At 51.2% G+C, this 13,781-nt stretch carries 9 protein-coding genes; 5 read left to right on the forward strand and 4 right to left on the reverse strand.

Annotated features, from left to right (window positions below):
• Nucleotides 1-24 precede the first annotated feature (24 nt).
• The 5 genes from ACS5NO_RS07950 to ACS5NO_RS07970 all read left to right on the forward strand — a co-directional run bounded on the left by ACS5NO_RS07950 (nucleotide 25) and on the right by ACS5NO_RS07970 (nucleotide 8,844).
• Nucleotides 25-1,596, forward strand: coding sequence for an amino acid permease (locus ACS5NO_RS07950; protein WP_439414642.1), 1,572 nt, complete (start codon nucleotides 25-27; stop codon nucleotides 1,594-1,596).
• 205 nt (nucleotides 1,597-1,801) lie between these two features.
• Nucleotides 1,802-3,175, forward strand: a complete 1,374-nt coding sequence (locus ACS5NO_RS07955; protein ID WP_439414643.1) for an MBL fold metallo-hydrolase — start codon at nucleotides 1,802-1,804, stop codon at nucleotides 3,173-3,175.
• A 307-nt stretch (nucleotides 3,176-3,482) separates the two neighbouring features.
• Nucleotides 3,483-7,292: an eIF2A-related protein gene (locus ACS5NO_RS07960; protein ID WP_439414644.1), complete on the forward strand. Its 3,810-nt coding sequence runs from the start codon at nucleotides 3,483-3,485 to the stop codon at nucleotides 7,290-7,292.
• Nucleotides 7,293-7,473: 181 nt separating this feature from the next.
• Nucleotides 7,474-8,007, forward strand: coding sequence for a hypothetical protein (locus tag ACS5NO_RS07965; RefSeq protein ID WP_439414645.1), 534 nt, complete (start codon nucleotides 7,474-7,476; stop codon nucleotides 8,005-8,007).
• A gap of 177 nt (nucleotides 8,008-8,184) precedes the next feature.
• The gene (locus ACS5NO_RS07970) at nucleotides 8,185-8,844 is read left to right on the forward strand and encodes a hypothetical protein (RefSeq protein ID WP_439414646.1); all 660 of its coding nucleotides are present in this window, start codon (nucleotides 8,185-8,187) and stop codon (nucleotides 8,842-8,844) included.
• A gap of 83 nt (nucleotides 8,845-8,927) precedes the next feature.
• Here ACS5NO_RS07970 and nuoK read toward each other — a convergent pair whose 3' ends face one another.
• The 4 genes from nuoK to ACS5NO_RS07990 all read right to left on the reverse strand — a co-directional run bounded on the left by nuoK (nucleotide 8,928) and on the right by ACS5NO_RS07990 (nucleotide 13,710).
• Nucleotides 8,928-9,236, reverse strand: a complete 309-nt coding sequence (gene nuoK, locus ACS5NO_RS07975; protein WP_439414647.1) for an NADH-quinone oxidoreductase subunit NuoK — start codon at nucleotides 9,234-9,236, stop codon at nucleotides 8,928-8,930.
• 7 nt (nucleotides 9,237-9,243) lie between these two features.
• Nucleotides 9,244-9,768: an NADH-quinone oxidoreductase subunit J family protein gene (locus ACS5NO_RS07980; protein WP_138994566.1), complete on the reverse strand. Its 525-nt coding sequence runs from the start codon at nucleotides 9,766-9,768 to the stop codon at nucleotides 9,244-9,246.
• A gap of 24 nt (nucleotides 9,769-9,792) precedes the next feature.
• Entirely contained in the window at nucleotides 9,793-11,211 is a 1,419-nt protein-coding gene (locus ACS5NO_RS07985) for a 4Fe-4S binding protein (protein ID WP_439414648.1), read from the reverse strand.
• Between the two features lie 75 nt (nucleotides 11,212-11,286).
• Nucleotides 11,287-13,710, reverse strand: coding sequence for an alpha-ketoacid dehydrogenase subunit alpha/beta (locus ACS5NO_RS07990; RefSeq protein ID WP_439414649.1), 2,424 nt, complete (start codon nucleotides 13,708-13,710; stop codon nucleotides 11,287-11,289).
• Nucleotides 13,711-13,781 lie beyond the last annotated feature (71 nt).

Consider the following 13,781-nt stretch of genomic DNA (forward strand, 5'->3'; position numbering starts at 1 on the left):
CCGTAAAATTTTATTCGGTTCTATATGGAGTCTACCAAAGCATCAACCCAAACTAAAAATCAACTCTGGGCCAAGAAGTCGATCAGCAAGCTCATGGAAGAGACGGCTGCCGAGCCCAACAGTCTGGATCCAATTAGTCAGGAGGGAACTTTAAAACGCACCTTAAGCTCAACCAACCTGATTGCCCTCGGGATTGGGGCCATCATCGGTGCCGGTTTATTTGTTCGAACCGCAGCCGCGGCTGGCGGTCATGCCGGGCCGGGGGTTACCATCTCGTTTGCCATTGCGGCTTTTGCCTGTGCGCTCGCCGGGTTGTGCTATGCGGAGTTTGCGTCGATGATTCCCATTGCAGGTAGTGCCTACACCTATAGTTATACCACAATGGGCGAATTTATCGCCTGGATTATTGGATGGGATTTGGTGCTGGAATATGCGTTGGGTGCGGCCACGGTTTCGATTGGCTGGTCGCAATACCTCAATGCGCTATTCTATGACTTCTTCAAGTTTCACATACCCTATCAATGGTGTCACTCTCCCTTTCAGATCAGCGACGGGCTGGGTATGTACGCCGGAGAAGCGGGTGTACACGGGATTATCAACCTGCCCGCTGTCTTTATTCTGCTGATGTTGAGTCTGTTATTGATCCGGGGGACGCAGGAGTCGGCGACGTTCAACAACATCATTGTGATTGTGAAAGTGAGCATTGTTTTGCTGATCATCGCTCTCGCCTGGAAATTCATCAACCCCGCCAACCACGTGCCGTATCTGATTCCGGCCGATGCGGGAACAGCTACGCTGAGCACTGGTCAGATTCACAACTATGCCGATCCGCTCAACCACGGCTGGCTGGGTGTGCTGCGGGGCGCCGGTATCGTGTTCTTTGCGTTCATTGGTTTCGATGCGGTTTCAACAGCCGCGCAGGAAGCCAAGAATCCGCAGAAGGATATGCCCGTCGGTATCCTGGTTTCGCTGGCGATCTGTACGTTCCTGTACATTCTGTTTTCGCACGTTCTGACCGGTTTGGCACCCTACAAAGAGTTCATGGGCCACGGGGGAGAAGCGTCGGTCGTTTATGCCATTACGAACTACATGCCCGGTTATGAATGGCTGGCTTCGATGGTGACGGTAGCAATTCTGGCCGGTTTTTCTTCGGTGATTCTGGTGATGTTGCTGGGACAAACCCGCGTTTTCTACACCATGAGCAAGGATGGGCTGGTGCCGGCGATTTTCTCAAAATTGCACCCGAAATACAAAACGCCATACCGTTCGCAGTGGGTGTTTTTTGTATTTGTTTCCATCTTTGCCGCCTTCATTCCCGATAGCGTCGTAGGTGACATGACCAGCATCGGAACGCTGTTTGCCTTCGTGCTGGTGTGTCTGGGCATCATGATTCTGCGCAAAACTGACCCGAACCTGGTTCGTCCGTTCAAAACGCCTTTCTACATGATCGTTTGTCCGCTTGGTGCGCTCATCTGTCTGGCCATGATCCTGAGTCTGGGCTGGGAAAACTGGACCCGTCTGCTCGTCTGGATGGCCATTGGGTTGTTGATTTACTTTGTCTACGGACGGTACCATAGTAAGCTGAGAGCTAAATAATTATAAATGTAAAATGCTGAATATTAAATGTAAAAGTGCTGTCTTGTGTTGTCCTTTTACATTTAATATTCAGCATTTTACATTTATAATTCGATGTCAAAAGCGCCTAAAACTCGACTGAGTTTTAGGCGCTTTTATTAAATGACCCCTGGCTTTGCCAAAGTTTCCCCAACTTTGGGCATGAGTACAATTGAACCGAATCGTGATGATCATCGAACAACTCTATACCGGATGCCTGGCTCAGGGCGCTTATTATATTGAAAGTGAGGGCGAAGCTGCTGTGATCGACCCTTTGCGCGAAACCGCCCCTTACCAGAAAAAAGCCGAACAGAATGGTGCCCGGATCAAATACGTGTTTGAGACGCATTTTCACGCCGATTTTGTTTCCGGACATCTGGATCTGGCCAAAAAGACGGGCGCGACGATTGTCTACGGCCCAACCGCACAAACCAGTTTTGAGTCCCACTGTGCGCAGGATGGCGAAGCGTTCAAGCTCGGGAAACTGACCATCAAAGCCTTGCACACACCGGGCCACACGCCGGAATCGACAACGTATCTGCTGGTGGATGAAAACGGCAAAAACCACGCGATTTTTACCGGCGATACGCTGTTCATCGGCGATGTGGGTCGCCCGGATCTGGCCATCAAAGGCAATCTGACCGAGCAGGATCTGGCCGGTATGCTGTACGACAGCCTGCATGCGAAGATTATGCCGCTGGAAGATGACGTCATCGTGTATCCGGCGCACGGGGCTGGGTCGGCCTGCGGGAAGAACATGAGCAAGGAAACAACGGATATGCTCGGCAACCAGAAGCGGTTTAATTACGCACTGCGGGCGCAAACGAAGGAGGAGTTTATCAAGGCCGTACTCGACGGACTAACCAAAGCACCGGCGTATTTTGCGGAGAATGCCCGGCTGAACAAGGAAGGTTATGAAGCCATCGACGAGGTCATGGAGCGCGGTCACCAGGCTCTGTCGCCGGAGGCTTTTGAAGCGGCTGTCAACGAAACTGGTGCGCTGGTGCTCGACGTCCGCGACGCGCCGGACTTTGCAAAAGGCTTTATTCCCAACGCGATCAATATTGGGCTGCACGGCCAGTTTGCCCCCTGGGTGGGCGCGTTGATTCCGGATTTGAAGCAACCCATTGCGCTCGTCACCGCCGTTGGTGAAGAAGAAGAAGCCGTTCGGCGACTGGCCCGCGTGGGCTACGATCACAGCATTGGCTACCTGGAAGGCGGTTTTTCGTCGTGGCAAAAAGCTGGAAAAGAAGTGGATGCCATCGACTCCGTCTCAGCCGATGCGTTTGCCAAACAGCATGGCGAAGGAACCGTCGTGGATGTTCGCCGGCCCGACGAGTTTGCCGTCGAACACGTTCGGGATGCCAGGAACTGGCCGCTGGATACGCTGAATGAGCACCTGACCGCAGTGGACAAAACCGAGCGGTTATACATCCACTGCGCGGGTGGTTACCGCTCGATGGTGGCGGCTTCGATCCTGAAAGCCAGAGGGTTCGATAACCTGGTAAATGTAGAAGGGGGAATCGCTGCGATGAAGAAGACTACGGTACCGACGGATTAACGGGAACGGTTGTCCGTGGTATGAGTTCGGGCGTGCTCGCCGAACTTCTGGTTTTCTTCCTTCCATTCACCCGCAACACCGTTCAGTGAGCAGTCTCAGATCTGCCTCTTCCTAAAATCTCTCATTTTTTTCGATAAAGCTGTTACAATTCCTTAGTCTACGTGAATAATCAACTGTAAAAAGCTTAGGCCAAGATTTCCGGTTCCTCCATGCCCTTCAATTTGTGCCTGGCTCTATGCTAATTGGAGCCAGGTTTTTTAAATCATTTAATCTGATTTTTGACTACTTGTAGGGCTTACTTTTAACTATGAATCGAACGCTATTTCTGTATTTGCGAATCACCGCCAGGCTGTTCTTTTCGCAAACCCGTTGCCAATACCTGAGCCCGACAGCTATGAATCGTTTACTTATCACCACACTTCTTTTGCATCTATTTCTGGCTCCTTTTGCCTATGCCCAGAAGCCGGAGTTGGTGGTGCCGGTTGGGCATACGAGCACAATTAACTCTGTAGCCATTTCACCAAATGGAAAATATGCGATATCAGGATCGAGAGATAAAACGGTGCGTTTATGGGAAGTTGAAACGGGCCGTGAAATACATCGATTTGAAGGACACACTGATGGCGTAACAACAGTTGCCTTCTCCCCCGACGGTCGCTATATCATCTCTGGCGGAAGCCTGAAGGATAATAGCATCATACTATGGGATATGACAACTGGTCGGGAAATACGTAGGTTTAGAGACGACAAAGGATTTACGAACCGAGAACGTAGTCGTCTTTATACGAAAATGGGTAAATACCCAGGAAATGGGAGAATGAGTTACGTTTCATCTTTAGCTTTCTCTCGGGATGGGGACTATATTTTATCAGGCTCCTGGGACAACACGTTAAGACTGTGGAAAACTAGTACTGGCAAGCTAGTTCGTAAGTTTAAGGGGCATACTGGTGAGGGGGGCTCTTATGTTAAATCTGTCGATATTTCACCAGATGGCCAGTATGCCCTTTCAGGAGCAGGATGTAGTGGTTCAAACTGTGGAACTAACCAAGACAACACAATACGATTATGGAATGTGGCTACTGGTGAGGAAATTCGTCGGTTTGAAGGCCACACAGACGGAGTCTACTCGGTCACCTTTTCGCCTGATAGTCTTTCTATTATTTCAGGATCTGAGGATAAAACGGTAAGGTTATGGAACGTAAATAGTGGACGCGAAATTCAACAATTTAATGGGCATCTTGACGCTCTTTCCCCTGATGGTAAATATATTATCTCTTCTGACCATAGGATACTATTATGGGACGTCGCTCGTTGGCGAGAAATCCGCCAATTCCCGGGTCGTATTATGTCTGTCGCGTTTTCGCCTGACGGCAACTATATTCTAGGTTCGTCTGATGATTTAAAATTATGGGATATTAAAACAGGGCTAGTCGCTCGACGTTTTCATCAAAATCCGAGTGATAGAAAACCCCATTTTGCTTTAGCGCCTGATGGCGATTATTTTATATTGTCTTCTTATCTGGAGCCTCTTCAAAGATGGGGCTTTACCGATAGCCAGGATTTTCGCTGTTTGGGATATGGGGATGATCTAAGATGGATGACTGGGATCGCTTTGTCGCCTAATGAGAAATATATTTTATCCAGAAGATCGTTTAATAACACGTTCAGGCTTCACGATGCTACAACAGGTAAAGTAATTCATCGTATTCCAGTAGGTCCTGATTTCCTCGATGTCGATTGTATTGGCTTTTCTCCGGACAATGGTTATATCTTTTCAGGAGGCAGTTATTTACATCAATGGGACATTGTGAGTGGCAAATTAATCCGTGAGCTTAAAGGGCATAAGAGACGCGTTAACTCCATCGCATTTTCCTCTGATAGTTTACAAGTTATTTCGACGAGCATGGACTCGACAATTCGGTTGTGGAACATACATAGTGGGCAACAACTCCACCAATTTAAGGGGCATACTGGTGGAGTTGAGTCTGCTGCTTTTTCCCCTAATAACAAGTACATCGTTTCAGGCTCCTGGGACAAGACTGTACGATTATGGGACGCAGTCAGCAAGCAGGAAATCTACCAATTTGAAGGGCATACAGGAACCGTCAACTCGGTCGCCTTTTCGCCCGATGGTCAGTATATTGTTTCAGGATCTGATGACAATCAAATTATAGTGTGGAATATTACTACGAAAGAAAAAAAAATATTCAAAGGACATACTGATAGAGTTACGCAAGTCAGCTTCTTACATAATGGGCAAAAGATGCTGTCAAGCTCGTTTGACAATACGATAAAAGCCTGGGATACGAATACCGGTAAAGAAATCGCTACCCTCATTGCCGTTGATTCTACCAATTGGGTCGTAACCACCCCCTCCGGCCTGTTCGATGCCTCGCCGGGAGCCATGAAACTGATGTATTACGTGGTGAACGACCCCACCGACCACGATGAGCCTTGGAAAGTGATTGAGTTGGATCAGCTCAAACAACGTTATTACCAGCCGGGTCTGCTGCCCATTCTGATGGGATCTAGAAACGAGCCGCTCCGTCAGGTGCCCGCTTTTGAGAACGTCACCCTGCCTCCGGGTATCAAGCTTTCGATTCAGAGCGATAAACTGATTGTTCAACTTAACAATCGAAAAGGCGGTATTGGCCCGGTCTCCGTTTTTATTAACGGCGCAGAAATAGTGGAGGATTTACGCCGGGACCCGAAGGGAGATAGCAACCAGAATACGCTCTCGCTTGAGTTGCCATTGGCTTCCTTCACGAATCATTTCTATACGGATGCGCAAAATAGTATCCGAGTGGTGGCGCAAAATGGGGAAGGCTGGCTCCGCAGCAACCCGGTAGAAATCAGCTATAAACCGTCCATCACTGCCCGTGGTGGTGTGCCTGAGAAAACACCGTCATCCGTTGATCGCAAAACCGTACGCTTTCGGGCCGTGGCCGTCGGAACATCCAACATTGGGCTTCATTTTGCCCATTCCGATGCCGAGCAAATCGCCAACGGGCTTACGCTGGCTGCCAGTGAGCTATTCGGTCCGGCCAATGTGACTGTACAATTGCTGGTCACCAAACCCGGCGGCCTTGCCCAGTCTACCAAAGCCGCCATTGTGAAGGCATTGGTAGAGGCTCAACAGACGAAGGCTGAGGATGTTTTCGTGTTACACCTCTCTGGTCATGCCGTCAATTATGGTGGACAGGATGGGGATTTGTATTTTATCCTGGCCGGAGCCAAATCAGCCGATGTGAGCTATCTGAACGACCCCGCCATTCGTCAGGAATACGCACTATCGAGTCAGGAACTTATTGGTTACCTCCGGAAAATACCCGCCAAGAAAAAAGTGTTGATTCTGGATGTCTGTTCGGCCGGGAAAGGAGCCGAAAAAATTCTGGCGGCCCGCGATGTTCCCGGTAGTCAAATTCGTGCGCTGGACCGGTTGCAGGAACGAATGGGGCTGTACGTACTGGCCGGTTCGGCTGCCGATGCCGTAAGCTACGAAGCCAACCTATATGGGCAAGGGTTAGTCACTTATGCCCTGCTACAGGGCATAAAAGGCGCAGCGCTACGGCGTGACGGAGAGGAATTTTTAGATGTAGCCACCTGGTTTACGCATGTGGAAAACCAGGTTCCCATTCTGGCTAAAGGCGTTGGTGGTATTCAAAAACCGTTTTATGGAAAGGGCAGTCATTTGGGAGGTTCCGTTCCGGGGCAAGCTACGGAAGGGAGTTTCGACATTGGCAAAGTCACCGAATCAGTAAAAGCTAAGATTCACATTGCCGAACCCAAGCCCGTGTTACTGGTCAAAAATTTTCAGGAAGTTACCGAAATCGACGATGTACTTGATCTGAAAAGCAAGGTCGAAAGTGCTTTAAATGATTTCATCGCCACGCGGGGAAGCGATGCGCCTATGCTGACGATGGAAGCGAAAGACTATCCGGGGGCCTATACCCTGAATGGTCTTTATACGCTACAGGGTGAAGCCTTATCCGTATCGTGTAAAGTAAAAAAGGGCTCAGTGTCAGTAGGAGATTTTGTTGTAACCGGAACCAAAAGCAAGCTGACCGATCTGGTACAAGCAGTGTTGGCTAAAGCGAAGGAGTTCGTGAAACCATAAGATCCTCGGCTATCGGGTTATCGTATACCCGTTGAAACGGATTGCACAGGCGTGCAATCCGTTTCTGTTTTTAGCGGAAAACGGAGGTAAAAGGAAATAAAAAAAAATCCGGAAAGGGTGTTACATCCTGCCTCATTCCCGGAATATCCGTTTGAAGCAACTAACGATCTCACCAAGTCCCATGCAAAAACAAGTCATTTCCGCTCTGTGGTTGGGCACAGACACGTTCCATCCAAAATCACCTTTTAACGTTTACACCTTTTTCAATTCACTTTTTATGAACCTGTTCTCCATTCATTCAATCCGCAATCTGCTGGTGGTTTTCACCACCATCCTGCTGTTTTCATCTTGTAGTAAAGACGAGCCTGACCCACTTGACCAGTATGTGGGTACATGGACAGAGACCAATGCGCCGGCCGGTAATGGTCTTAAAATTACCATTAGTAAATCAGAAAATACCTTAACGCTGGCTGATTTCGCGCCCAATGGCAGTCTCACCGCTACGGTTAGTGGTTCAGGATTTCAGGCTGATAACAAAAATATTGCGACTGGCATACCGCAAACTTTCCCTGATAACAGCCAGGGGCAATTTTATCTGCAGAATCTGGGTGGCAGCCTATCGGGTGGCAATCTGACGCTCACCTATACTCTCTTCAGCCAATCTCCTACGATGTACTATAAGCAAGACATTACGAAGGTTTTTGCAAAAAAATAAACCGTTGGTCTGGAGGCAAGTGTTTCTGCCTTCAGACCAACTCAAAATACCGCCATTAATCTTAAAACTTCCCCAATGATCAGGCATGAGCACATACGCTCCACTGATTACTGTAGCCAACACCACTCTGATAGAAAACCATTCAAATCAAGTAGAAAGCCAAACTCATTATTTCCAATGAAATCAGTTGTTTTTACCATCGGATGCCTGCTTAGTGCCCTGGCCAGCCTGGCCCAGACCCGGGAGATTTACACGAATGCCAATTTCAGGAATATTGCCCAGAATCATAAGGTGCTGGCCATTTTACCCTTCAAAACGAAACTACAACTCCGGCCCAAAGAAGTCGAAAAAAACGGTGGCGCAACCGGGGTGGCTGTGCTGGAAAAGCGGGAGGGGCTAGCGGTGCAGAGTGCCATGCACTCGTACTTCCTGAAACGCCAGGAATCAAGAGACTTATTTATTGATGTGCAAGACCCGAACCGCACAAATTCTCTTCTTCAACGCAACGGCGTTACTGACGAAACGCAAAGCGGTTTTACCCCCGAAGAATTAGCCAAAATGCTGGGCGTCGATGGTATTATTTCCGGCACCTTTGAAAGCACCCAGCCTATGTCAAACGGTGCAGCCATAGCCCTTGGGATGTTGGGCGGTTTCGGTGGGGCTACCAACACCGGCAAAATGATGATTAACATTAACGATGGAAAAACCGGTGAACTTCTCTGGAAATATGACAAAACACTTTCCCGTGGCTTCGGAAGCGATACGGGTTCGATTGTCACAACCATCATGCGGAAGGCTTCAAGACAACTGCCGTATGACAAAGATTTTCGGGATTAGCGCCGGTGTGTAGCCGGTTGATTGCCAGTTCATCCTTGATTTAAACATGATGGAAATGATCCGTAGTACAGAAATAAGGCCGGTTACTTCTTCAACTCATTCATCTCATCGAGTTGAACCGTGTTGTAATGGTGGTATACCTGCAAAATAATCGCCAGCGCGATGGCGGCTTCGGCGGCTGCGACAATCATGACAAACAGGCTGAAGAGCTGCCCCTGCAACCGAACCGGGTCGTGTTGACTGAACGCAATCAGGTTCAGGTTCACCGCATTCAGCATCAGTTCGATGCCCATCAGAACCATAATCGCGTGGCGTTTCAGGATCACAATCGCCAGCCCAATGCTGAACAAGGCGGCTCCTACGAGCAGAAACAGGCCGGAATTAATTTCCATCGGTTCGTTATTTAGTTCGGGATGAAGCCGCAATGGTCGTGGCACCAATCAGAGCCACCAGCAGCAGGACGCCCGCTATTTCGAAAGGAATGAGGTATTCGGTCATCAACTGCCGACCAATCGTGTCGACCGTCGATCGGTATGAAGGTTCGCCCTGATTCAGCAGGACGAAATTTCCCCGCACCAGCGCCCGGTACAACACGCTAAAAATACCGCCCGCCACCAGCAAGGCCCACAGCCAGCTCCGGTGTTTGGTCAGAATGAAGTTCGGTTCGGTATAATCGGTTTTGGCGGTATCGGTTTTGTGCGTCAGCATGACCCCGAAAATGATCAGTACCAGTACACCGCCCACGTAAATCATGATTTGCGAAACGGCCAGAAAATCGGCACCGGCCAGCACGAACAGCCCCGCAACGCCCAGCAACGTCAGCAGCAGAAAAAAGGCGGCATACAACACATTTTTGGTCAGCAAAACCGCCAGGGCCGATCCGAGCGTGAAGAGGACGAATAAATAAAAAACGATCTGAACCACTGATTTAGCTGATTTTCTTGATGACTAGGACTCGTCTTTCGGCGGTAGTTTTGGTTTCAGCGTCGGCCGAAAAACCGGTCGGGGCTTTGGTGCTCCGTCCGGTTTTTGCGCGTCCACGGGCGGTTCTGGCTCTTCCGGTTGTGGTTGTATTTCGGCAACGGGTTCTGCCGGTTTGGGATCTTCTACAGGCGGAGCCGACGCGGTTTTCGGCCGCATGGTTGGCCGGAACGCCGGTTTGGCGGCAACGTTTTTTTGTTCCTCCGCAACCGTTTGGTCAATCTTCGCGGGTTCCGTTGGTTTGGGGTCTTCAACGGTTTTTGATTCCGCAGCCGTCGGGGCGGTTTTCGGTTTCAGCGTCGGTCGAAAAACCGGCCTGGCGACAACGGGTTTCGTTCCTTCAACGGCAGGTTGCTCCGACGAAACCGCTTCCGCCGGTTTGACTTCTTCGGCTGACGGTACGGTTTTCGGTTTTAAAGTCGGCCGGAAAACAGGCTTGGCTGCGACGGGTTTGGCTTCTTCGATCGGTTTTTCCAGGCCTTCCATCGCAATCTTCTCCGCTTCGTCCGGCGTTACATCCGTGAGCGGGTGTTCAGCCGCCGAACCCGCCGAATTTTGTTCCGTCAACGGTTTTGTCTCCTCCTTCGGCGGTTGAGAAGGCTTTTTCAGCGTCGGCCGGAAAACCGGTCGTGGTCTTGGCGTTGGCGTTTCTGCCACCGGAGCGGTTTCAGCCGCTTCCATAGCCGGTTCCGGTGCGACGGTTGGCTCAACGGGTGGTTCGGCCGGTTTGGGAGCGGGCTTCATACCGGGCCGGAAGACCGGTTTTTTCGGCGTGTCCAGCGTCGGCGAAGGGGCCGGAGCGGCTTTGGCAGCGGCCTGCTGCGCCTTCATGGCTTCTTTCTCCAGCACAAACTGTTCGTACAACCGCCGTTTTTCATCCGCCTGTTCGGGCGTCAGGTTGGCGTAGTGATACGTCATGTTGCCCAACTCAAACTCGCTGAAGTCGTAGGTCTTCGTCATGGTCAGGCATTCGGTCGGGCAAACCGTTGTGCAAAGACCGCAGTAGCAGCACTTGGCCATGTCGATGTCGAACTTGCCTGCATACAACCGAATCGGTGAACCATCCGACGCCTTTCCGACTTCCTCAGTCGCCTTGATCGCATCGATGGTGATGCAATCGACCGGACACACTTTGACGCACTTGTCGCAGACGATGCAGTCATCCATTTCATTGTGCAGCCGGTAGCGGCCATTGTCCGGCACCTGAAGCGTCTCAAACGGGTATTGCAGCGTGACAATGCCCGTGTCCTGCCCGAAATAATCCGTCTGCTGGACGTTGATCGGTTTCCGGCTCTGGCGGGCATCCAGCAAATGCCGGAACGTGAGCTTCAGCCCCGTTAGCGTCGTTTGGATGCCTTCCTGTATATCTTTGAAATACTGGCTCATTTCGTGCTGGAAGAAAGAAGTTAGAATAGAGAATAAAGACTTTGACGCTAAGCAATCTGCTCTTTCTTCTTTATTCTAACCTCTTTTCTCTCCATATAATTTCGGAAAACGGGCCGGTTCGGCTTCGTTCATCAATTCATACACCACATCAAAAACATCTTCGGCACTGGGTTTGGAGAAATAATCGCCGTCGGAACCGTAGGCCGGGCGGTGCGCCTTGGCCGACAGCGTCCGGGGAGCCGAATCGAGATAGCGGTAAGCATTTTGTTTTTCAATCACTTCCTGCATCATGTAGGCCGAACCGCCACCCGGAAAATCTTCGTCGGCAAACAGCACTCGGCTGGTTTTTTTGATGGACTCCACAATGGCATTTGACCGATCGAACGGCAGCAAGGTTTGCACGTCGATGACTTCGACGTCAATGTCAAACTGGCGAAGCTGTTCGGCAGCTTCCAGCACAATCCGGCACATGGACCCGTAGGTCACAATGGTAACGTCGGAACCTTCGCGCAGGATGTCGGGAACGCCGAGCGGCAGGCAAAATTCGTCCAGGTTCTCCGGCAACCGTTCTTTCAGCCGGTAGCCGTTCAGGCATTCGACCACCAGGGCCGGATCGTCGCCTTTGATGAGGGTATTGTAAAAACCGGCGGCCTGGGTCATGTTGCGGGGCACCAGAATGTGTAAACCGCGCAAACTGTTGACCATCGCGCTCATGGGTGAGCCCGAATGCCAGATGCCTTCGAGCCGGTGGCCGCGCGTCCGAATGATCAGGGGCGCTTTCTGACCACCTTTGGTGCGGTAATGCAGCGTGGCCAGATCGTCGGTGAGCGTGGCCAGGGCGTAAAATATATAATCGAAATACTGAATCTCAACGATGGGTTTCAGACCCCGCATGGCCATGCCGATGCCTTGCCCGATGATGCTGGTTTCGCGAATCCCGGTGTCGGTGATGCGCAGTTCGCCGTATTTTTCCTGCAAACCGGCAAAGCCCTGGTTCACATCGCCGATTAGCCCGACGTCTTCGCCCAGGGCCACCACGCGCGGGTCGCGGCCGAAGAGGCTGTCAAAATACCGTTGCATCAACTGGTAGCCGTCGATCAGCGGACTTTCATCCGTATAACGGGCTTCTACCGGCGTCACGTTCAGCGGAGAATCCGGCGACTGACTGTATAAATGCGAACTATAGCGTTCCTCGTTTTCGGCGGTGGTGCGTTCCAGCCAGGCCAGCAGGCCCTGTTTGGCTTCCGACTCGTCGGTTCGCAAATACCGCAAGGCCCGTTTTACCGCCGTCGTCGCATCCCGCCGGACCGGCACGTGGGTGGTGCGCAACTGGTCGCGGATCTGGGCAATCGGCTCACCTTGCCGGGCGGTTTCGGCGGCCTGTTGCAGCAGTAGCATAGCCTCGTCAAAATCGCCTTTTAAGGAGGCTAAATAGGCACTCCAGGCTTCCTGACGGGCGGCTTTGGTGACCCGGGTGGCTTCGCGCTCGATGGTATCCAGCTCGTCGTGACTGGCGTATCCGTTTTCGAGAATCCACTGGCGAAACTGCCGGTTGCAATCATGCTGGCGTTCCCATTCCAGGCGTTCGGGGGTTTTGTAGCGTTCGTGCGAACCGGACGTGGAATGGCCTTGTGGTTGGGTAACTTCCTGAACATGAACCAATACCGGAACGTGTTCTTCCCGGCAAATGCGGGCGGCTTTCTGGTAGGTTTCCACCAGAGCCGGATAGTCCCAGCCTTTCACGGTCAGAATTTCGATGCCTTTCTCGGTATCGGTTCGTTGAAAACCGGCCAGGGCTTTGGAGATGCTGGCTTTGGTGGTCTGGTATTCCACCGGAACGGAAATTCCGTAGCCATCGTCCCAGACCGACATCAGCAGGGGAACCTGCAAAACTCCGGCGGCATTCATCGTTTCGAAGAACATGCCCTGCGAAGTTGACGCATCTCCGATGGTTCCGAAAATAATTTCGTTACCATTTCGGGAAAACGTCGTCAAAAGATGTAGATGGGAATTCTGACGATACAGCCGCGATGCGTAGGCCAGCCCAATTGATCTTGGAATCTGGCCTGCCGTCGGGGCAATATCACCAACGGAATTGTAAAGTTCGGTTTGATTGCGCCAAAGACCTTTTTCATCGAGCCAGCGGGTGGCATAATGGCCGTTCATCTGGCGGCCCGCCGAGTTAGGGTCAGCTTCGATGTCGGTATGAGCGTAGAGCTGGGCGAAGAATTCGGTCCACCGGAGTTCGCCGAGTGCCGTCACGAAGGTTTGGTCCCGGTAGTAACCGGAACGAAAGTCACCGGCTTTGAAAGCATGAGCGGCTGCAAGCTGGGCAATTTCCTTGCCGTCGCCGAAGATGCCGAATTTGGCTCGTCCACCCATCACCTCGCGTCGGCCTAAGAGGCTGGCGTGGCGGCTTTCACAAGCCAGTCGATAATCTTGCAGGATTTTTTCCTGCGTCAGCGTATCGGTCGTATTCAATTGTTCGTTTGCAATCACAGAACGGCCACAGTTTTAGAGGTTCCAGTTAGCTCGATTAATTGCCTGTTCAAGGGTTTGTTGGTGGTTTT

Source organism: Larkinella fluvii, assembly GCF_051857545.1.
In the GTDB taxonomy this organism is placed as follows: domain Bacteria; phylum Bacteroidota; class Bacteroidia; order Cytophagales; family Spirosomataceae; genus Larkinella.